At 42.6% G+C, this 20,260-nt stretch carries 22 protein-coding genes; 16 read left to right on the forward strand and 6 right to left on the reverse strand.

All coding sequences use genetic code 11. From position 1 onward, the window contains the following. Positions 1–103: 103 nt before the first annotated feature. The 5 genes from JOD82_RS08075 to JOD82_RS08095 all read left to right on the forward strand — a co-directional run bounded on the left by JOD82_RS08075 (position 104) and on the right by JOD82_RS08095 (position 5,557). On the forward strand, positions 104–811 hold the full coding sequence (locus tag JOD82_RS08075) for a metal ABC transporter ATP-binding protein (protein WP_039273487.1): 708 nt from the start codon (positions 104–106) through the stop codon (positions 809–811). Next, entirely contained in the window at positions 757–1,605 is an 849-nt protein-coding gene (locus JOD82_RS08080) for a metal ABC transporter permease (protein WP_029519163.1), read from the forward strand. Before JOD82_RS08075 ends, JOD82_RS08080 begins: the two co-directional genes overlap by 55 nt. A 54-nt stretch (positions 1,606–1,659) precedes the next feature. Beyond that, a complete protein-coding gene (locus JOD82_RS08085; RefSeq protein WP_209948101.1) occupies positions 1,660–2,658 on the forward strand; it encodes a metal ABC transporter substrate-binding protein in 999 nt (332 codons plus the stop codon). Between the two features lie 203 nt (positions 2,659–2,861). Beyond that, on the forward strand, positions 2,862–5,123 hold the full coding sequence (locus JOD82_RS08090; protein ID WP_209948103.1) for an ATP-binding cassette domain-containing protein: 2,262 nt from the start codon (positions 2,862–2,864) through the stop codon (positions 5,121–5,123). Between the two features lie 11 nt (positions 5,124–5,134). Further along, complete coding sequence (locus JOD82_RS08095; protein ID WP_061831374.1) at positions 5,135–5,557, forward strand: MarR family winged helix-turn-helix transcriptional regulator; 423 nt, start codon at positions 5,135–5,137, stop codon at positions 5,555–5,557. A 286-nt stretch (positions 5,558–5,843) separates the two neighbouring features. Here the strand turns inward: JOD82_RS08095 and JOD82_RS08100 are convergent, their stop codons facing one another. Continuing rightward, positions 5,844–6,095 (reverse strand): helix-turn-helix domain-containing protein, encoded by a 252-nt coding sequence (locus tag JOD82_RS08100; protein ID WP_039273332.1) that lies wholly within the window; start codon positions 6,093–6,095, stop codon positions 5,844–5,846. A gap of 241 nt (positions 6,096–6,336) precedes the next feature. Here JOD82_RS08100 and JOD82_RS08105 point away from each other — a divergent pair, with 241 nt between their 5' ends. The 6 genes from JOD82_RS08105 (at position 6,337) to JOD82_RS08130 (ending at position 9,144) form a co-directional block, all read left to right on the forward strand. Beyond that, positions 6,337–6,690, forward strand: coding sequence for a hypothetical protein (locus JOD82_RS08105; protein ID WP_039273330.1), 354 nt, complete (start codon positions 6,337–6,339; stop codon positions 6,688–6,690). 405 nt (positions 6,691–7,095) lie between these two features. After that, positions 7,096–7,458: a response regulator gene (locus JOD82_RS08110; RefSeq protein ID WP_029519165.1), complete on the forward strand. Its 363-nt coding sequence runs from the start codon at positions 7,096–7,098 to the stop codon at positions 7,456–7,458. 86 nt (positions 7,459–7,544) lie between these two features. Next, a complete protein-coding gene (locus tag JOD82_RS08115) occupies positions 7,545–8,033 on the forward strand; it encodes a hypothetical protein (RefSeq protein ID WP_029519166.1) in 489 nt (162 codons plus the stop codon). Positions 8,034–8,137: 104 nt separating this feature from the next. Further along, positions 8,138–8,332 (forward strand): hypothetical protein, encoded by a 195-nt coding sequence (locus tag JOD82_RS08120; RefSeq protein WP_013310131.1) that lies wholly within the window; start codon positions 8,138–8,140, stop codon positions 8,330–8,332. Positions 8,333–8,344: 12 nt separating this feature from the next. After that, positions 8,345–8,680, forward strand: coding sequence for a YolD-like family protein (locus tag JOD82_RS08125; protein WP_029519167.1), 336 nt, complete (start codon positions 8,345–8,347; stop codon positions 8,678–8,680). Between the two features lie 122 nt (positions 8,681–8,802). Next, positions 8,803–9,144, forward strand: a complete 342-nt coding sequence (locus JOD82_RS08130; RefSeq protein ID WP_029519168.1) for a cupin domain-containing protein — start codon at positions 8,803–8,805, stop codon at positions 9,142–9,144. A 62-nt stretch (positions 9,145–9,206) separates the two neighbouring features. Here the strand turns inward: JOD82_RS08130 and JOD82_RS08135 are convergent, their stop codons facing one another. Beyond that, positions 9,207–10,076: an aminoglycoside 6-adenylyltransferase gene (locus JOD82_RS08135; protein ID WP_209948105.1), complete on the reverse strand. Its 870-nt coding sequence runs from the start codon at positions 10,074–10,076 to the stop codon at positions 9,207–9,209. A 403-nt stretch (positions 10,077–10,479) separates the two neighbouring features. On the opposite strand from JOD82_RS08135, the gene JOD82_RS08140 reads away from it, so the two are divergent. Then, on the forward strand, positions 10,480–11,637 hold the full coding sequence (locus JOD82_RS08140; protein WP_209948107.1) for a GNAT family N-acetyltransferase: 1,158 nt from the start codon (positions 10,480–10,482) through the stop codon (positions 11,635–11,637). A 42-nt stretch (positions 11,638–11,679) separates the two neighbouring features. Here the strand turns inward: JOD82_RS08140 and JOD82_RS08145 are convergent, their stop codons facing one another. The 4 genes from JOD82_RS08145 to JOD82_RS08160 form a co-directional block, all read right to left on the reverse strand. Continuing rightward, a complete protein-coding gene (locus tag JOD82_RS08145; protein WP_209948109.1) occupies positions 11,680–12,129 on the reverse strand; it encodes a DUF5301 domain-containing protein in 450 nt (149 codons plus the stop codon). A 37-nt stretch (positions 12,130–12,166) separates the two neighbouring features. Continuing rightward, the gene (locus JOD82_RS08150) at positions 12,167–13,000 is read right to left on the reverse strand and encodes a class I SAM-dependent methyltransferase (RefSeq protein WP_209948110.1); all 834 of its coding nucleotides are present in this window, start codon (positions 12,998–13,000) and stop codon (positions 12,167–12,169) included. 154 nt (positions 13,001–13,154) lie between these two features. Next, positions 13,155–14,036 carry an Hsp33 family molecular chaperone HslO gene (hslO, locus tag JOD82_RS08155; protein WP_039275256.1) on the reverse strand — a complete coding sequence of 294 codons (882 nt, stop codon included), beginning with the start codon at positions 14,034–14,036 and terminating at the stop codon, positions 13,155–13,157. A gap of 31 nt (positions 14,037–14,067) precedes the next feature. Further along, complete coding sequence (locus JOD82_RS08160; protein WP_029519173.1) at positions 14,068–14,550, reverse strand: RrF2 family transcriptional regulator; 483 nt, start codon at positions 14,548–14,550, stop codon at positions 14,068–14,070. A 238-nt stretch (positions 14,551–14,788) separates the two neighbouring features. On the opposite strand from JOD82_RS08160, the gene JOD82_RS08165 reads away from it, so the two are divergent. The 4 genes from JOD82_RS08165 to JOD82_RS08180 form a co-directional block, all read left to right on the forward strand. Then, on the forward strand, positions 14,789–15,802 hold the full coding sequence (locus tag JOD82_RS08165; RefSeq protein WP_209948112.1) for an LLM class flavin-dependent oxidoreductase: 1,014 nt from the start codon (positions 14,789–14,791) through the stop codon (positions 15,800–15,802). A gap of 1,000 nt (positions 15,803–16,802) precedes the next feature. Next, positions 16,803–17,879, forward strand: coding sequence for a glycosyltransferase (locus JOD82_RS08170; RefSeq protein ID WP_209948114.1), 1,077 nt, complete (start codon positions 16,803–16,805; stop codon positions 17,877–17,879). Between the two features lie 517 nt (positions 17,880–18,396). Next, positions 18,397–18,750 carry a hypothetical protein gene (locus JOD82_RS08175; RefSeq protein ID WP_029519178.1) on the forward strand — a complete coding sequence of 118 codons (354 nt, stop codon included), beginning with the start codon at positions 18,397–18,399 and terminating at the stop codon, positions 18,748–18,750. 513 nt (positions 18,751–19,263) lie between these two features. Beyond that, the coding region (locus JOD82_RS08180; protein WP_245248925.1) for a BspA family leucine-rich repeat surface protein at positions 19,264–20,260 on the forward strand (997 nt) is incomplete at its 3' end.

The following is a 20,260-nucleotide window of genomic DNA, read 5'->3' on the forward strand; positions in this document are numbered from 1 at the left end:
TTACGGTAGATGGTTTAATGATCATAAACGACCTGGAGAATCTGCGCAAAGGATGATCGCTCAGATGGCTCCAGGCTTTTTAAAGGAAAAGGAGATTTGCGTCATGTTATTGGCCTCATTGGAACAGGTCACATTTGGCTACGGAGATGTTCCTAACTTGGTGGATGCCAATGTTGAAATTTTTTCGGGAGAATTTGTAGCCATTACCGGACCGAATGGTGCTTCCAAGTCAACCATGCTCAAACTGTTGCTCGGCTTGCTTCAGCCTTGGAAGGGCAAGGTGTTCATGTCTAATCGTACAGGTGAAGGCAAAAAGCTCGTTGTTGGATTTGTATCCCAACAAATTGCCGCCTTCAATGGCGGATTTCCAAGTACGATTTTGGAATTTGTCCGTTCAGGAAGATATACTCATGGCTCTTGGTTACGCCGTATGCGGTCTGAGGATCATGATCTGACGGAGCAGGCGCTGCGTCAGGTAGGGATGTGGGATTTGCGTCACCGTAAAATCGGCGAATTGTCCGGTGGACAGAAGCAACGTATTTGTGTGGCGAGAGCACTCGCTCAGGAATCGGATTTGCTCATTTTGGATGAGCCCACGACCGGCATGGATCAGGAAAGCCGCTACCACTTCTACGATCTGATGAATCAGCAGGTTAAGGAATATGGAAGAACCGTGGTCATGGTGACCCATGGACTATCGGAAGTACAACATTATCTGGATCGAATTATTGAGCTTGAAAGGAAGGAAGATGGCGGATGGAAATGCTGCACTACGACTTCATGCAGCGGGCATTTTGTGCCGGTGGGGTAATTGCACTGCTGGCCTCGGTGCTTGGAGTATACCTGATGCTGCGGCGTCAGGCTCTCATGGCGGACATGCTATCGCATGTATCGCTGGCAGGGGTGGCAGCGGGTGCCTATTTAGGCATTAACCCGACGATAACCGGATTTATTGTTGCCGTAATCGGCGCGATTATCGTTGAATACGTCCGAAGGTCTTATAAAACATATAGTGAGATATCTGTGGCTATTATTATGGTAGGTGGCCTCTCGACAGCCGTTATTTTAATGAATCTGAATCAGAGCATCAACAAAGGATTTTCCGCTTATTTATTTGGTTCGGTAGTAGCTGTCAATCAGACAGAGCTGATGTTGATGATCGTTGTGGCTGTCATCGGAGGTATTTTCTTTTTTGTATTCCGGCGTCCTTTGTATCAGATTACTTTTGATGAAGAAACGGCGAAGACCAATGGTCTTCCTGTCAAGTCCATCTCATTTGCATTTAGTATTTTAACAGGGATGATTGTAGCTGCTGCAATGCCGATTGTCGGTGTGCTGCTTGTCTCCTCACTCATCGTGCTCCCTGCAGCGCTGGCGATTCGAATTGCACCGAGCTTCGCGGCAGCCATCTGGATATCTATGGTCACTGCATTGATCGGCGTATTTATGGGTTTAACGGCATCGTATGAACTTAGTACACCCCCAGGGGGGACGATTGCCATGGTGCTGTTATTATTCCTGATTGTAGGAGCTGGTATACAAAAGCTGGTTCGCAAGCTGGGCAAGCAACAAGCTTCCCGACGGCAGAATGCGGCAGGCCAGTGAGTGTAATTACAGTGAGAATAACTAAAAAATCTAATGGATAAAGGAGTAATGAATATGAATACATGGTTCAAAAAATCATTTGTATTGTCTGCTGGACTAGCACTTATTTTATCTGGCTGCGGAGCCAAATCTGATAATACAGCTACAAATGCTTCCCAAACCGAGCCGAATGCGGCGCAAACAGCAGACAGTGGTAAGAAGCTGAATGTGGTCACCACTTTTTATCCAATGTATGAATTTACCAAGCAAGTTGCTGGAGACCATGCTAACGTAACCGCGTTGATTCCTGCTGGTGCTGAGCCGCATGACTGGGAACCAAGCGCCAAAGATATGGCACAGGTAAAGGATGCTGACGTGTTTGTTTATAACGGTATCGTCGAAGGCTGGGCAGAACAGGCTTTGAGTAGCGCGTCCAATAATAAGCGTGTTGTAGTTGAAGCGAGCAAAGGGTTAAACCTGATGGAAGGCACCGCTGAGGAGGAAGAAGGAGAAGAAGCACATGCAGAGGAAGGCCATGATCACGATCATGTGATGGACCCTCATGTATGGCTTAATCCAGTCTTGGCCCAAAAAGAAGTGGAGTCCATTGAAGCAGGGCTTGTAGCAGCCGATCCAGCAAACAAAGCTGATTATGAGAAAAACGCTGATGCTTATATCGCCAAGCTGAAAGAGCTGGATACCGAGTTCAAAACAGGTCTGAAAGATGTAAAACGTAAAGACTTTATTACGCAGCATGCTGCTTTTGGTTATTTAGCTAAGCAATATGGTCTGACCCAAGTACCCATTGCCGGATTATCTCCAGAGCAAGAGCCTACACCGGACAAGCTGGCGGGTATTATCAAATTTGCTAAAGAAAATAATGTTAAAACGATTTTCTTCGAAACTCTTGTTGATCCGAAGGTCGCTGAGACCGTAGCTACTGAAATCGGTTCAAAAACCGATGTACTGAATCCGCTCGAAGGATTGACGGATGAAGACAAACAGAAGAACCTGGATTACCTTGGTGTGATGAAAAACAATCTGGAGGCTTTGAAAAAAGCTCTGAATGAATAAGTAAACTTTAAATAAATAGTTCGAAAAAGACGTCGGCATAATAAAGCGGCGTCTTTTTTTATGACTATCGGCCCTTTGGTTACTGGTGATTTTCGTGTCTGCTGACTAAGTTCAACATTGCCATTCATAAAAATAATGATAAAATATAGTTGAGCATATCAACTATCAACCTAATCAACTATATTGTAAAGAAGGTAAATGAAATGAGCGACAATTGTATACGGGTATTAGGAGCGAGGGAACGAAATCTAAAAAATATAGATGTGGTGATCTCCAAAAAAGAAATTACCGTTTTTACGGGTGTATCCGGCTCAGGGAAATCATCTTTGGTATTCGATACAATAGCGGCAGAATCACAACGGCAATTAAATGAAACCTATACAAGTTTTATTCGTCACCGTATGCCGCATTATGGAAAACCAGATGTGGATACAATTGAAAATTTATCGGTCGCTTTTATTATCAATCAAAAACGGTTAGGTGGTAACGCAAGGTCAACAGTAGGGACAGTTACAGATATTTATTCTCTATTGCGACTGTTATTTTCACGAATCGGAACTCCGTTTGTAGGGTACTCTGATGTGTTCTCATTCAATAATCCGGCGGGTATGTGCAGCCAATGTCAAGGTTTGGGAAAGGTTGAAACAGTTGATATCGAACGACTGTTAGATAAAAACAAATCCTTAAACGAGGGCGCAGTCTGTTTTCCCACCTTTGAACCTGGGGGTTGGCGATTAACACGCTATATTCATTCAGGTTTTTTTGACAATGACAAAAAAATTAAGGATTATTCCGAAACCGAGTTGGAAATGCTTCTTTACGCTGATGGTATAAAAGTGAAAAAACCCTCACCTGAATGGCACAAAACCTCGTTGTATGAGGGGCTGATTCCGCGCATTGAGCGGAGTTTTCTAAAAAAAGAAAAAGGAGAAAAGATAAGATACAGTAAACAAATTGAACGTTTTGTTACCAAACAGACTTGTTCACACTGCAACGGGACACGCCTGAGTGACAAGGTCCTATCTTGTAAAGTGAATGGGAAAAATATCGCTGAATGTGCTGAAATGCAGGTGAGTGAACTTTTAGAGTTTATTGAGGCCATTCATACTCCGGTGACCACCACAATCGTTTCAGAGTTAGTCAATCGGCTGCGGCAGATGGTATCGATTGGATTAGGCTATTTAAGTTTAAATAGAGAAACACCTACTCTTTCAGGTGGGGAGTCGCAAAGAATCAAAATGGTTTGTCAACTGGGAAGTAGTCTGACTGACCTTACTTATATTTTCGATGAGCCAAGCATAGGGCTACATCCCCATGATATAAGCAAAATAAATGACCTTATGAAACTTTTGCGGGACAAAGGCAACACCGTGCTTATCGTGGAACATGACCCCGATCTGATAAAGATTGCAGACCATGTAATCGACATGGGACCGGGTGGGGGAATTTATGGTGGTGAAATTGTATATCAGGGCGACTTACAAGGATTAAAGGAATCGGGTACACTGACTGGGAAATATTTGTCACACCAGCCTGAGTTTAAACTCAATACACGCACCCCAAAAGGCTGGCTTTCCATCGAAAATGCAACATTACATAATTTGAAAAATATTTCGGTTCAAATACCCAAAGGAGTAATGACCGTTGTAACTGGTGTCGCTGGTTCAGGAAAAAGTACGCTTATCAATCAAGTATTACCTCAATTTTATCCTAATACTATATTCATCGATCAAAAAGGGATACAAGCGTCAAAGCGTTCAAATATAGCCACCTTTATGGGGATCTTTGATAGGATCAGAAAGTTATTTGCAAAAAAGAACGGTGTTAGTGCCTCACTGTTCAGCTTTAATTCGCAAGGGGCTTGTCCTGTTTGTAAAGGCTTGGGTGTTACATACACAGACTTAGCTTTTATGGATACAATTGTTACCGTGTGCGAGGAATGCCAAGGGGATCGTTTTACCGATGAAGTGCTCCAATACAAGCTAAGAGGCAAAAATATTAGTGAAGTCCTTAAAATGACTGTAGCCGAAGCTTTGGACTTTTTTCAGGAAAAAGAAATTAGCAGGGGATTAAAAATGCTTTCAGATGTTGGAATCACTTATATTCCTTTGGGACAACCACTAAACACTTTATCAGGCGGGGAATTACAGAGGATAAAGCTTGCTTCCGAGCTTGAAAATGACGGGCAAATTTATGTCCTGGACGAACCTTCAACTGGCCTGCATATGGCGGATATAAAACAGTTAATTGGTGTAATGAATCGCCTAGTGGAACAAAATTCAACCCTTATTGTAATCGAACATAATTTTGACATTATTTGTCAATCTGATTGGATTATCGACTTAGGTCCTTTTGCCGGGCAAAATGGTGGTGAAATCATATTTACGGGGTTAACGGAAGATTTAGTTAAATGCAGAGATTCACTTACAGGAAGTTACCTGGAAGAATTTATTGAGCGCACATAGGAGGAAAAGCAATGCCAACAAAAGATTTAGAAGATAGTTATGTTCCTTTTCAGTGTATGATTTTAGCGTACTCTAACCGGTTCAGCGTAGAAGGTGTATCAACGGCACAATACTATATACTGGATACTTTGAATAAGCAAGGTCCTAAAACAACAAAAGAACTCGCTGAAATGAAAGGTATTTCACAATCGGGTATTTCTAAATTGACGAAACGTCTGTTGGAGAAAAAGTATATAAATCAGGAAAGGCAACTCAATGACCGCCGCTCTTATAATATTGTACTTACTAGTGAGGGAAAAGCGTTTCTTAACCGTGTTGAGGATTTCGGAAATGAAATCATGAATTTAATGGAAGAAGCATTAACAGAAGATGAAGTACAGTCCTTCTCATTGATGTGCAAGAAAATTACGAGCCTATACGCTGAAAAGCTGTAGGATAGTCATGAGCGTGATCAACCACGCTTTTCATCTGATAACCACAGCGGCCGCTTTGGAAGAGAGGCTTTTATTTACCCTAAGCTATCGAGTGTATCGAGAAAATCAATATCCATCAGCCGGAACAGGCACGGTAAAACCGCCGCCTGCCATGAGTTTGTTGCTTCCTTTAAGACACTGTCCGAAAAGGTCAGAAATATACTTAAAAAGCTGCGGTATATTATATTTACTTATTGCTATAAGCAGTTATCTCTATTACGTAGACCATAAAAACGATCTCTCTCCATTAGACAGAAGAGAGATCGTTTTTTGCGTTGCGTGGGATATATTCCAGAACATCGCTCAGGTTATGTCTCTGACCTGTAAGATCTTCTAATGTGTCGAGAATGTGACTTAATGTTTCCAGATCTATGCGTTTTGTCTTACCATCGCACATATCGTAGATTAAGTTCGGTCGAACTTTTGCTTCACGAGCCAAGGCATTTTTTGTGATTCCTGCTTTGCCCAATGTTTCCTCTAACTTTATATTTATCGCCATAGATAATCACCTCTTATCAAGTATTTTACCCTGTTAGTAAGCATTATGAAATAATCATTTGACGATAAACGTTTAGGAGTGTATATTCAATATAGGAGTTATCGTATAACGATAAATATTAAACGATAATATCTAATGGAAATCTATTTTTCACAAACGAATTGATTATTATATTTGCTTGGTTGTTAGATTAAGTTTTGATCCGATCAAATAAAATTTTTTTAGAAAAGAGGAAAAGGACATGTCAGACATTGCTGTGCTTGAGAAGATTGTGATTGTTCATGTATGGGAAGAGGAAGAACTTGATTATGAAACGAGCGAGGCTTATCTTATTAAGCCAGGCTATGCTATGTATGTTCTAACTGGCACTGTTCATTTGGCAAGAGTGGAGAGAATTTATCAAACGGGCTTGCATCGTTTTTACGTGGAGGATCGGAGCACTGCATCTATTCAATTAGCATCTTGTCTAACAGGAGACATATCTGTAAAGATACAAGAAATTGTTATGAAGCTATTGAGTAAAAATGCATTAGATTGGCTCACTTGTGATGTAATGCATGGTATGACAGGGGGCTTTGAATTTGAAACATTATAATATAGGCTACATATTCTAAAGTTAAGAATCCTTAAAAGGTAGAAATTGTTAATCGGAACGGGTTCACAAATTTACATGAAAACGGAGTAGGCGGAATGGTGCTGTACAAGAAAGTACCCTCCGTCTGCGGAGTGGCACGATAGGTGATTTTTAAATTCAGCTTATATAGTACTAAGGGTTCAATAGATACCTAGTGCTTTGTAATTTGCTTTACAGGAAAGATTTACGTCATTGTGAAACGTTTTTTTGAAAACTAATTCTGTAGTAGCTAGTTTTAAATTTCTTTTATAATTCATTGGTAGCGTTTTTATTTTTACAGATTCTTTCTATTAATATTACCAGTTTTTTCACCGATATTGAAGTTTGGGCGTGCATATCATTTGACAACGGATTGGAGAGATTAATTTGGCAGCAGTTATAGTAGTGGATGATTCTTTGTTTATGCGTTCTGTGCTTAAAGATATTCTTTTGGATTTAGGTCACGCTGTTATTGCGGAAGCAGAAAACGGGTATGATGCTGTTTTGAAATACGCACACTTTCGTCCCGATTTAATCACCATGGATATTAATATGCCTAAGATGGACGGGCTTGAGGCTGTTAAAAAGATCATAGAACTTGATCCCCAAGCCAACATTTTGATGTGTTCTGCTTTGGGCCAGCAGGAAGCGATTATAAAAGCATTTCAGGCAGGTGCAAAAGACTTTATTGTTAAGCCATTTGAGATGGAAAGGGTCGTGAATGCAGTCACAAAATTGCTTGATAGTTAAATGAATCAAGATTTTTAATACATAATTATTGAACACGTAGAAGCAGGAATTCCATGCTTATTTTCACGAATATGGAGATGAATAGGATGAGCAATCGAGTGTTGTCTCAAAAAGTATTTATAGACGAACTGATCGCTACGATCAAGAAAGGAGGGCTTGTCCCTGTAAATTATGAACAACTCGTCAGCGAACAAAGAGAAAGAATGGATGCTCTTAACAATGAACTCACCCTTCGAATTGAGGGATTAGAGACAGATTTGATCTCTGCTTCGACATATTCCATTCCTTTTGCCAATGGCGAAATTATGTTTCTTGCTCGCTATATTGTACTCATTGGGGATCATACCGAGGGATACTTTGTGTTCTATCGAGCAGAAGACTGTGAAAGCCCAGAGGAATATCAGTTTTTAACAAGCTCTTATCAACTTCCCCATTTATTACTTGAATTATCTCTTTCTTTAAAAGAACATGGTACTAATGAGCCGCTTGATATCCTCACTTATTGGAATGGCCCTGTCCATCCTCTGAAAGATTTGAATAAAGAAGATATTAAGCTATCCACTTATGAATTTTAATTCCCTTGAGAGAGTCAAATCCCTCAGGGGATTTTTTTACATTGATAATCAAACGCATGTTCGCATATAATACAAACAAACGTTCTGATAAGGAGTGAAGGATCATGTTGGAAAAATACGTGGGGCAGATCGTGGAAATCGTGTATTTGGATCGGAAGGGCAAACTGTCTCATCGGCGTATCGAGGTGCATCGTGTGCAGAATGGCTTGATACGAGCCACCTGTTTACAGACAGGCCAGCCACGTGTTTTTCGATTAGATCATGTATTGGCATGGCATCCGGTAACCAGAACAGCATAGGAGGGGCTTACGATGGGGAAAAAGCTTGAAGGAAATGGCATATGGGAAAGCTCGCGCATGATTTTGCCTGAGCATCGGGAGGCATATTTAAGACTGATGAAGGAGCAAGGTAGGCGCGGCAAACCGACACTGGACGATCAGGAAATGCAGCAGATTGAACAGGCCATCATCGTATCCTATAACGAACGTAAGCCTATTACGCTAAAAGTGTTCAATCCATTTGATGATGAGGAGCTGCGTGGACTGGTCACGGTGATTAACACAAGTCGGCGAGAAGTGAAGCTGTCCCGTGGGGAAGAGGATTTTAGCTGGATTAAGTTGGAGGAAATTATCGAGGCGGATATATAAAAACAGTCTGACTAAGTCGGAGTGCTTTTTACATTTGTCCCGCCGTTTTTTTAAAATAAGATTGTAGCTCTATGAATCCATATTTAAAATGAAACTGTAATTGCAAAAAGGAGGAGTTCAATATGAAAATAAGTAAAAATAATGCTGAACATTATATATGGGGAGATCAATGTGATGGTTGGCGCTTAGTGAAAAATAAGGATTTGAGTATTATTCATGAGCGGATGCCCGGAAATACTCATGAGGTCAGACATTATCATCATCATGCACGCCAATTTTTCTTTATTTTATCAGGTACAGCGGTACTTGAAGTGGATGGTGAACAAATCCAATTAGGATCTCAGGAAGGGTGTGAGATTCCTCCTATGGTACCTCATCAAATGTTTAATGAAACGAATGAGGATGTTGAATTTTTGGTTATCTCTCAGCCTGCGAGCAGAGGTGACCGGGTTCTGACCGAATAACGTTAGTGTATAAAAATAAAACCAGCCTAGCACATATAAATCAAGTGCCGACTGGTTTTTTATCAATAAATGTCCTTAGCATCTGCTGGGAGAGCTTTTACGCGATGGAGATAGTTCGTAACACGTTGATCGTCCAGAGTCGGATATTCGTAACCATAATAGTTCGCTACTTCCAAGGCAACTTCTCTAAATAAATTTCCCATGATCAAAAGAGACTGCCACATATGTTCATAATCTGCATCCGCAAACGTTTGAATGTAGAGCGTCCAAAGTCGAGGCTCAAGATGGTTCTCGAAATATTTTCCCTGCTTTCCCGGATCTGCCGCGAAGTCGGTTCGTATACCAATATGCCATTCCAGCATCAAGTGAAGCGCATCCCTTACAGGCCGATCTAGCATAAATTTGGCATAGGGCAGCTCCTGTCGCCATAATCCTTTAGCTACATAAGTACTGACCCACCAGAACTCGTTGCAGGAATTCGCATAGACTTGGGCAGTTGGAGGTATCGTCTTATAATCTTGAAGACTTGGCGGTGGGAAAGGCTCCACCAGTCCATCTTTATCCAGCAGCAGTACACTTAAGCTGTCTCGGGTCCAATTGGCGATGTTATTCGCAGGGTAGAGTGTAAGATCTATGCGATTGCCGTCCGTAAATAACATGAGAAAAACAAAGCGATCATGGGGCGTCGAAGTAGGTTCCATATGCTCATCGGGCGTCTGCATAATGATCAATTCACCAAAATGGTTGATCCAGCGACGTTCCTGAATAAAGCTGTCCATGGAAGATACGAGAAAGACGATATCAAAATCCTGAAAAACGTCTCGTGGAGCATGTGGATTAGCGCGTGAACCATTCATAATCACGGCACGCACCCGTTCGTCCTCTTGAGCAAATTGGAGAATGGTATGCAGCATCTCTTGTTCACTTCTCACTATAGTTGTCTCCACAAGCGGTATCGAAAGGAAAAAAACGTAGATAAGACAGCAGTAGAAATAATGGCCACCAGTTCAAGGATCATCAAGAAAAACGACCTCCTTTAAGTTCAGTTTATCTGGAAAAAGTCTCCTGTCCTTACAATAGCCTGTCCACGGAAGCTATTCAACAGTGCAGCCGAGGCCATCTTTATTACCAAAAGTACACTTGACCGAATTGTATGTGTTATCCATAATGAAGCGGAGGCATCAAGTACAGACCATCTTAGAGCCTAATCCTCTAATACGTTTAAAGGAGTGATGATGTTTGAATACGAACAAACAAATCAAAAAGCTTATGAGAGGTTTATGTCTTTAGATGAATAAGAATCTCTCATAGGCTTATGGGAGGCAAAACAGACAAATGTGTGCTCATCACATGATTCAAGGAATGGAACTCGCGGAATCTTATTTTTATAAGGCATTCGGTCTTTTTGATACAATGAAGCATCACATATCGATTCAAGGTGTCATTAGCGGCATCATACCGGGTAGAATTTTTTTATCTAATGATGGGAATACCGCTGTATTGAGCAACCCCCAAGGCATTTTTCTGGGAGGAAGTCCGGACAATAAAGCCTTCTTTAAAGAAATCAACATGTTGCTTCAAGAAATCCTATTACCTCAACTTGCATTTAAAGGAAAATTAGACTATGTGCTATATTACCCGGCAGATGAGAAGTGGGAAGCTGCTCTTGAAACCGTGATGAAGGATGTACGGCCTATGAAGAGTGGCCGAATGACGTTTACTCAGCATTTAGACGGTATAGCTAGCCCGCTTGGGGAGGATATCGTAGCAATAGATCGTGAACTATTAAAGCAGCGGCATCTGGCGGGTCTTGAGGATATCATTCATGAGATCCTGGACGGTTGGCCCTCTCAAGCCGCTTATGAAAAAAATGGATTTGGATGCGCTGCCATTCAACATACGGAGGAAGGCCCGGCCATTGTCAGCTGGTGCTTGACCGATTGGGTCGTGGGTCAAGAGTGTGAGTTAGGCATTCAAACTGTTGCGAGCTATCAGAAAAAAGGATGGGCCCGAAAGGTAGCTCTCGGTGCGCTTTCTCTGGCCAAACAACGGGGGATCGACAGCGTCGGCTGGCAGTGCTGGTCCGATAATATAGCTTCTCAAAGAACAGCCTTATCTGTAGGGTTTACAGTGCTTGCGGATTTTCCGGTTCTGTTTGGATGGAATCTTCCCTTAAACAATCTTCTGGTGAACGGGAACTATTATATGCATGGCAATATAGAATATGGTGTAGCACCTGATTACGCCCGCTCAGCCTGGAGTTACGCACAAGCACTTGATCAAGGCTGGGATTGGAGTGGAGATGCGGGGCTATATTGGAATGCCGCCTGCATGTTTTATTTGACGGGTGAACAAAAACGCGCACGACATTATTATCAGAAGGCAATCGAGAAGGGATGGATCGACATCCATCAGCCACATTATCATGATTTTATTTATAAGGAAGCAAACAGCGAGCAGATTGCTCGTACTCTTGCTGAATCGATTGAATAAAAGGATAGAATGCAATAGAGGAAGGCCGCCATATCTGGTGGCCTATTTGAATAGTTTACGAATGGGCTCTACATCATAATCACTCGTAATTTTATAGGAAGTAACTTTATTTTTCGTTTTGGTTTCATCATATATTTCTATATAGTTTTGGTCATACAGTGTTATGCCAAATAAGTCCCTTTCGTTTTCGTGATCTACGAAAATACTGAGCATGTATACAGAATTAAGACCTTTATCTAATACACTGGATTTTCTTAATTTCATTTCAGCAAGAGCATTGAGGATACTTTGAATTTCCTTCTTGTCTTTTACCAATTGGTCTGTATAGTCTGGCGATTTACTAATGAGAATAGTATTAATCTTGGCTGAATCCATGCGATCCCAAACGACTTTTCTAAATGAGGTATCCAGATTTACGATATAAACCATTCCGATTATAGCTGCGATCAGAATGATTGCAGACTTAACGATGTAACGATTACGTCTTCTCATAGGCTATATCTCTCCATAGTTGTAGAGGTGATGAGCTTCAAGACTTGGTACCGACTGCAAGCATATGCGGGCTCATACCGATCACAGATTCCTGCTCTTCAACCTGCCGTGCTATATCCAGCAAACGGCTGCGATGGGAAGGAAACGCCCACTTTTCCTCAAATCCGGGTGCAATCCAGACGGGTCCTTCCACGCCCAGTACACGAGGCTTCGGTAATCCAGCCGCCTGCCAGTCTGCGCGCAAGGCATCCGGTGTATGAAAGTAGGACCGTGTGATAAAAGAGGGATAGGCCGCCGGTCGTACATGCTGACCATCTGTCAGCTCCTGTCTGACCATATCCATGAACGCATCTTCCTCCACAATGGTATTGCGCTCGTCGTACACCGATAGCCCCCACAGTAGCGAGCCAAACCTGGAAATAGCTGAAGTAATCAGCGTTCCGCCCTTCTTTAAGACACGCGCCGCTTCTTGTAGTGCTTTTACTCGTTCCTTCTGTTCCGTTAAATGATATAAAGGTCCCATCAATAGCACGATGTCCGCGCTTTCATCTTTACGATCAAGATTTCTGGCATCCGCGGTTTCCAGCTTACTGATGATGGGGTTATTCAGTTGCTGCTGACGAGCGAATTCAATGGCTTGGGAAGATAGATCAAATAGATGAACTTCGTATCCCAGCTCCGCCAGCCACGAAGAATAGACCCCTACACCGCCGCCGATATCGTAAATAACATGAGTAGACTCGCTGAGATAACGTGAAATGATTTCTTTTGATCTTTCCAGTTCTATTTTTCCTATGCCTCGCTCTAACCTGCCTACTTCTGCACCGCCATCATAATAAGCCAGAATTTCATGCGTATCATTTTCAAACATAGTGCACCTCATCTCAGGTGATTGGAATAATATAACATTATCACTTACATCATGAACAAGTCTACCGTATTTAGGACAAAGAAATCGTCGGAAGCATTGGGAAAGAAAAAGCTGTTCCCCAGTAGCTAGACCTACTTTTTGGGAACAGCCCATATTAAATAATGTTTGTTTCCAGCATCCCTTCGAGATCTTCTTTGGTGAGATGGTAGTGGGCGTTACAAAAGTGGCAATGAGCTTCAGCTTGTCCATCGGTATGGATCATATCTTCTATTTCCTTATTCCCTAAGCTGATAATAGCATTGGTAACACGCTCTTCTGAGCAGGGACAATGAAATTGTACAGGCATGGTTTCCAGTATGTTCAGGTTGCTTTCTCCCAAAATCTGACCCAGAATCTGCTCTGGCGTAAGACCTTCCATGACCATTGCGGAGATGCTTGGAATGCTCTCAATGCGTCTCTCGATAAAACTGATAACTTCCTCCTGCGTATCTGGCATCAGCTGAATAATGAAACCTCCAGCCGCCTGAATAGAGTTATCCGGGTTAACAATAACTCCCGCTCCTACAGAAGAAGGGATTTGTTCGGATTGGACGAGATAAGATGTGAAATCCTCGCCCAACTCACCCGATATGAGAGGGACTTGTCCAACAAACGGGTGTTTTAAGCCGATATCTTTGGATACAATGAGCGCTCCATCTGTTCCTACAGCTCTGGCGACATCTAATTTCCCTATCTGATTAAGCTCGAAATGGGTTTGTGGATTTTTTACATAACCCCTAACTTCACCTTTGGAGTTGGTATCGACAAGAATAGTGCCGATAGGTCCGCCACCGTTGATTCTGATCGTCAGTTTATCCTCATCTTTAAGCATGGCTCCCAGCATGACGCCGACCGTCATAGAACGTCCCAATGCAGCCGATGCTGTGGGCCAGGTATAATGACGCCGTTGGGCTTCACTTACCGTTTCCGTTGTTCTCACGGCATAAGCCCGTACCTGATTATTGTAGGCAAGAGCTTTTACTAAGTAATCGTTCATGTTCATGTTCCTCTCTGATAATTAGTGTTCTTTACAAGACCATTTTTTCCTGAATCCAGTTTTCCAAAGAAGTAATTTTGGCATCATATCCTTCTTTAAAAAAGTCAGCGGATAGTGACGCGATGGTTTCCCTTTTCAGAACGGCCTTCCAGGAGGCTTCCGCTTCTTCCATCAAATTTGTCAGTAAACAACACTGATCGTCTTTCTTTAATTCAAGCATTTCGTTGTATATACCACTGGAAGAATAAAGGGTTTGTTGTCCCTCAATCGCCAGGTAAATATCAAATACCCGTATATCCTCAGGTTTTTTCTTTAATTTGAACCCGCCCTTGACACCAGGTACAGAAGTAATCAAATCGGAGCTAACCAATTTTCGTAACAGTTTATGAAAATAAGTAGGTGAAGCACCTAACTGCTGGCTAATGGCCTCCCCAGGTAAAACAGCTTTGTCCGGCAGCATCGTGAGTAGAAGAAGAGCGTAGACAGATTGTTCGACACCTGTTTTCATATGCACTAGCAATCACCTCAATATTTATAACCAGGCTAATGTGGATAACCATTATCCACATATTTGCATAATAGATGAGCTTATCATAAAAGTAAACTGATTTTTGATAAAAACTAAAAATTTAAATCATTTGCAATTCATAACGGGACACATTATTATAATTGACGTATCAATTGATAGGTCAAAGAATTAAGGCGTTGAGGGAAATACGTATAATAATATTTTGACAGGGGGTTTATATATAATGACTACGCGGAACGTTGCACTATCTATATTAGATCTTGCACCTGTCATTGAAGGCGGCACTCCTGCCGATTCCTTCCGCGACACGGTGGATCTTGCCCAGCATGCAGAACAATGGGGGTACCATCGGTACTGGCTAACGGAGCATCATAACATGCAGGCAGTTGCTAGTGCAGCTACGTCCGTGATCATCGGGCATGTAGCTGCACATACAAACAAGATTCGGGTCGGTTCAGGCGGTATTATGCTGGCGAACCATGCTCCACTCATGATTGCGGAGCAGTTTGGAACATTAGAGTCGCTCTATCCGGGACGAATTGATCTGGGACTTGACCGTGCTCCAGGCACGGATCAACCCGCGATGAGGGCACTGCGGCGAGGGCTTCATAGTACTGGGGAAGATTTCCCCGAGCAATTGAATGAGCTGCGTTCTTACCTGAATCCAGCGCTAAGCGGAGCAGTTCCGGGAGTAAGAGCGGTTCCTGGAGAAGGGCTGGACATTCCCATCTGGTTACTGGGATCAAGCGGATTCAGCGCACAGCTGGCAGGTCAGCTTGGGTTGCCGTTCGCGTTCGCCAGCCACTTTGCCCCGGCTCATTTGCTACAGGCTTTAGAGTTGTATCATCGCAATTTTCGACCATCTAAAGCACTGGATAAGCCCTATGTGATGGTCGGTGTTAATGTGCTTGTTGCAGATTCTGATGAGGAAGCGAAAAGGCTCTTTACATCACAAGAACAACAGTTTCTAAATGTGCTGCGCGGGCACAGCGGAGGACTGAAGCCACCAGTTGATGACATGGAGAAACTCTGGAGTGAGCAGGAAAAGGAGGCGGTTCGTGGTAATATGCTGGGGTATTCAGCCATCGGCAGTCCTGACACCGTCAAGCAAAAGATAGATTGGATTATAGACCAGACTAGAGCCAATGAGCTGATTACAACCTCTCAGGTATATGACCATCAAGCGCGCCTGCGCTCGTATGAGCTGCTAGCCAAAGTAATGCGAACAGACGATTAGTTGGTCAAACCATAAGGCCGTGCTGGAAAAGGTTCTCATAACCTGATCTGGCATGGCCTTATTATATTTTAAAGCTTATATTTACGAATCAAATAGGTTGGGGTGCAGCTCCACGCGTGACAGTAGCTGTTGATTAGATAGCTGCCGTAGGGTGAAAAGGCTTTGTTATGGGGATCGTACAACTCTCAGAACGTGTCCGCTCCATTCTGATGGGAGGCATACTGCTTTACCTGCAGGGATGTTATAAAGCCACCCTTCAAAAACCAGTGAGAAGACGATTTGGAAAACTGCGGGACTAGGTAAGCTAAAAGACTTAGAAATCCCCACAATTTGTAAGAATTTCTCCATTTGGAGGGTTGCGAAAATGTTGGAAAAGCGAGTCTATTCAGACATGGAATGTTGTTGTAACATAAAGTTACGCACCTTTCTTGTTGGCATGGTTGATTTGACACTTCCATGATACCAAACAAGTAAGGTGTTTTTTGTCAATACGGAAAAATTTATTCGATTTTTCCTTACTCACTCAAGGGGTTAGGCTGATTTTCTAGGTGCGAAAGTTGAGTTAATAATTTGTTAGATATGATTGTTTGTTTACCCACAAAATTTAGACATTTATTCAGTCAATCGGTCCGATCAAACCTCAACCTAATCAGCGGATATGACGGTGCTTGGAATTCGTGTATTCGCAGCCGTTGTTCATCACAAAAAATTATTGTTCAAAAGTTTGGTGGGATGAATTGAGCTAAAGAATTATATGATGAATGGTGAGAGTGGCGGCCGGAAGTCCAAACACTCCCAGCCTGACGAACCCGCCGTTCCTGCCACAGGATCACCTGCTTGCGAACCAGCGGAAGCCTTACAAATTTAAGAAGCTTTTCTAACCGTAGGAATGATTCAGCTATCCTGTACTAGAACATCGGCCATTGTAGCCACATATGTATACGGGAAACGCCTGTGGTGTACAGCTTTAGGGAGCAGCAACTTAAGAAAGGGTGAAAGTATGGAAATATTTAGTCAGCAAATTCAATCGCATACTAACCGGCGTCTTGCAGTAATTGATACGAAGTTTCCATGGAAGCTAAGTGGTTTTCGATATTGGGAGAACTTTAATATATTCGAGCAAAGGCCTGATACTTTGTTCTTTGCAACTGAACCTAATGATGATTATTTTCCTTCTAAAGTTTATCCTTTTTCTGATTTTATGAAAGTTGCAGTGTCTGAGGGGGTTACAGATGTATATTGTGTTTTCTTAAATTTAACACTTAGTTTGCTTGGGCATGGCTTTCTTCCGGATGGAAGTTATCTGCCAGGAGCAAATCCTAATCTAAATATTAAGCCATTCTTAGATGACCGAAATATTAATCTTCATGCTACCTTGTACCCTGGTGGCGGACTGGATCCATGGACAAAAAAAGAGTTTCTTTCCATTGCAGGACAGCATTGTTCGACCGTATTTACAAACATCAATGAAGTTATGGAATCGATTGTTGGAAGTATTTATTATCCCGTTGTGATTAATACCGACTTATATACATTCAAACAGAAGAAAGTTGAAATGCCTATACAGTTAACATTCTGTGCTTTTAATGCCATTAGAAAAGGTTTCCCCATTATGGCAGATGCATTTAATCGACTTACGGATGATTTTCATCTTAATCTAATTGGTGATTGGGAAGATCAATTACTTCTATTGAAAAATAAGAATTATACATTCTATGGCCTACTTTCCCCTGAAGAGTTAAAGTCAGTGTACGAAAGAACTCATATATTTCTAAATTGCAGTGTTCCGGATCGATTTGCTTTAGATGGTTTTCCAACTACGGCTGCCGTTGATGCGATATCGACAGGATGTGTACTTGTTACGACAAACCCCCGAAATGATAGATTTATTCTTGAGGAAGGAAAGGATTATTTTGAAGTTGAACCTAACGGGTACGCAATTTCTGAGAGGTTGTTTTGGATCCAGGATCACTTTGAAGAAGCGTTGATTGTTGGAAAAAATGGTTCCAATAAGATAAAAAGTAAATTTGATGCTAGTCAAATAGTGAAATCAAAGCTTGCTAACATATTTAAGTAATTTATAAATATTTGGGTTTTGACTATATTAACTCACGGTTTTCAGCTTTGAAGCAAGAGCTGCGAGAAGGGGATACCGCAAATCGATGGGGGTTTCATTATTTATGGAATGAGAAACAAAAGCAGGAACAATTTGAGGATTTAAAAAACAAATCTGTAAGAGTGTTGTAGCATGACGCAAGTGGTATTTGTAACAAGGATGAGGGCACCCCTTTCTCTTAGGGTGCTTTTTTTATGGTTTGGAATGATATAGGAAGGGGCAAATCTTTCATTTCCTTTCCTTGAGAGAGAATTAGGAGATTTCCAAAACTTGAGAACAACGAGTAGTTTGAGGCTCGATCGGACCGAATGACAGAATAAATAATATCTTGTTTTTTAATGGGTAAACAAACAATCATATCTAATAAATTATTAATATAATACATGGGAACTCCAGGTTCCTTTTCTATTTTCGTCCTAGTATTTTACTTGATTGCATGGAGTTATTGTTAATAACCAGTAAAGGAGGCGTTAACTTAATGGCAATATTAACAACTGGTCCTATTGAGAACAGTCCTGTTGGTGGGGTCAGGCCGATCCAACAGGTCACTGTTAAAATGGTAAACCGTGACTTAGTCAATTCTTCAACAATATTAATTCAGGGATTCATTTTAAATGGTTTACGAACATTACATGTACTAGAACAAATAGCTTTAGCCCCCAATGCAGTTGTTACGAGAAATTATCTAGCGAACTTCGACGCATATGAATTCGTTTTTACCACAAGCGGTTTGGCAGAAGAAAGTACTGATATTTCTGTTTGGGGAAAAAACGGGAGTGGTACAATCATTGGTGCTCAGCGTATTGTTGCGGATGAGCAGTTAGAGTCTTAAAACTCAACAAATGCACAGAGGTAAAGCCACAATCATATCACATGTTTTAGAAATAAAATAGAGGGAACATGATCTTGAGAAAGACCTCATTGTTTACAAGAAAAGCTTGCTTTTACTAGAAAGGAGGGAATATCTAAATGGCAGTATTATCTACTGGACCCATTGCAAACGATCCTGTTCTAGGAGTCAGACCCACCCAACTGGTCACAGTAAAAATAGATAACCGAGATTCTGTAAATTCTTCTACTGTTTTGATCGAGGGTTTTATTTTAAACGGCAGTAGAACAGTATATGTACAACAACTAGTTGTAGTGGGACCAAATGCGGTTATAACTAGGAATTTCTTTGCAAATTTAGACGCATTTGAATTCGTGTTTACCACAAGCGGACCAGCAGTGAATGAAACTCAAATTTCTGTTTGGGGTAAAGATGCATTGGGGCAATTAGTACCTGCGCATCGGTTAGTATCTGATGAACTTTTAGGAACCGATCAAGGCGTCCAAGGACCTCAGGGTGTTCAGGGAGCCCAAGGCGACCAAGGACCTCAGGGTGTTCAGGGAGCCCAAGGCGACCAAGGACCTCAGGGTGTTCAGGGAGCCCAAGGTGACCAAGGACCTCAAGGAGTTCAAGGCGTGCAAGGTGACCAAGGACCTCAAGGAGTTCAAGGCGTGCAAGGTGACCAAGGACCTCAAGGAGTTCAAGGACCACAAGGAGACCAAGGACCTCAAGGAGTCCAAGGCGATCAAGGACCTCAAGGAGTTCAAGGTGTTCAAGGCGACCAAGGACCACAGGGTGTTCAAGGAGTTCAAGGCGACCAAGGACCTCAGGGCGTACAAGGTGACCAAGGACCTCAGGGTGTTCAGGGCGTACAAGGTGACCAAGGACCTCAGGGTGTTCAAGGCGTCCAAGGCGAACAAGGACCTCAAGGAGTTCAAGGACCTCAAGGAGTTCAAGGACCTCAAGGAGTCCAAGGCGATCAAGGACCTCAGGGTGTTCAGGGCGTACAAGGCGACCAAGGACCTCAGGGTGTTCAGGGCGACCAAGGACCTCAGGGAGTTCAAGGCGACCAAGGACCTCAGGGTGTTCAGGGAGCCCAAGGTGACCAAGGACCTCAAGGCGTTCAAGGCGTGCAAGGCGACCAAGGACCTCAAGGTGTTCAAGGCGTCCAAGGTGACCAAGGACCTCAGGGTGTTCAAGGAGCCCAAGGCGACCAAGGACCTCAGGGTGTTCAAGGCGTGCAAGGCGACCAAGGACCTCAAGGACCACAAGGTGACCAAGGACCTCAAGGCGTTCAAGGCGTGCAAGGTGACCAAGGACCTCAAGGAGTTCAAGGCGTACAAGGTGACCAAGGACCTCAGGGTGTTCAGGGCGTCCAAGGTGACCAAGGACCTCAGGGTGTTCAAGGAGCCCAAGGCGACCAAGGACCTCAGGGTGTTCAGGGAGCCCAAGGCGACCAAGGACCACAGGGAGTTCAAGGAGCCCAAGGCGACCAAGGACCTCAGGGCGTACA

It is taken from the genome of Paenibacillus sp. 1182 (assembly GCF_017833915.1).
GTDB lineage: Bacteria > Bacillota > Bacilli > Paenibacillales > Paenibacillaceae > Paenibacillus > Paenibacillus polymyxa_D.

Bases quoted from the DNA above. Each gene is read 5' to 3' on its own strand.
- JOD82_RS08085 (WP_209948101.1), top strand. From the start codon at position 1,660: ATGAATACATGGTTCAAAAAATCATTTGTATTGTCTGCTGGACTAGCA.
- JOD82_RS08100 (WP_039273332.1), bottom strand. From the start codon at position 6,095: ATGGCGATAAATATAAAGTTAGAGGAAACATTGGGCAAAGCAGGAATC.
- JOD82_RS08140 (WP_209948107.1), top strand. From the start codon at position 10,480: ATGTGTGCTCATCACATGATTCAAGGAATGGAACTCGCGGAATCTTAT.
- JOD82_RS08080 (WP_029519163.1), top strand. From the start codon at position 757: ATGGAAATGCTGCACTACGACTTCATGCAGCGGGCATTTTGTGCCGGT.
- JOD82_RS08090 (WP_209948103.1), top strand. From the start codon at position 2,862: ATGAGCGACAATTGTATACGGGTATTAGGAGCGAGGGAACGAAATCTA.
- JOD82_RS08105 (WP_039273330.1), top strand. From the start codon at position 6,337: ATGTCAGACATTGCTGTGCTTGAGAAGATTGTGATTGTTCATGTATGG.
- JOD82_RS08175 (WP_029519178.1), top strand. From the start codon at position 18,397: ATGGCAATATTAACAACTGGTCCTATTGAGAACAGTCCTGTTGGTGGG.
- JOD82_RS08115 (WP_029519166.1), top strand. From the start codon at position 7,545: ATGAGCAATCGAGTGTTGTCTCAAAAAGTATTTATAGACGAACTGATC.
- JOD82_RS08095 (WP_061831374.1), top strand. From the start codon at position 5,135: ATGCCAACAAAAGATTTAGAAGATAGTTATGTTCCTTTTCAGTGTATG.
- JOD82_RS08165 (WP_209948112.1), top strand. From the start codon at position 14,789: ATGACTACGCGGAACGTTGCACTATCTATATTAGATCTTGCACCTGTC.
- JOD82_RS08075 (WP_039273487.1), top strand. From the start codon at position 104: ATGTTATTGGCCTCATTGGAACAGGTCACATTTGGCTACGGAGATGTT.
- JOD82_RS08150 (WP_209948110.1), bottom strand. From the start codon at position 13,000: ATGTTTGAAAATGATACGCATGAAATTCTGGCTTATTATGATGGCGGT.
- JOD82_RS08170 (WP_209948114.1), top strand. From the start codon at position 16,803: ATGGAAATATTTAGTCAGCAAATTCAATCGCATACTAACCGGCGTCTT.
- JOD82_RS08120 (WP_013310131.1), top strand. From the start codon at position 8,138: ATGTTGGAAAAATACGTGGGGCAGATCGTGGAAATCGTGTATTTGGAT.
- JOD82_RS08130 (WP_029519168.1), top strand. From the start codon at position 8,803: ATGAAAATAAGTAAAAATAATGCTGAACATTATATATGGGGAGATCAA.
- JOD82_RS08125 (WP_029519167.1), top strand. From the start codon at position 8,345: ATGGGGAAAAAGCTTGAAGGAAATGGCATATGGGAAAGCTCGCGCATG.
- JOD82_RS08145 (WP_209948109.1), bottom strand. From the start codon at position 12,129: ATGAGAAGACGTAATCGTTACATCGTTAAGTCTGCAATCATTCTGATC.
- hslO (WP_039275256.1), bottom strand. From the start codon at position 14,036: ATGAACGATTACTTAGTAAAAGCTCTTGCCTACAATAATCAGGTACGG.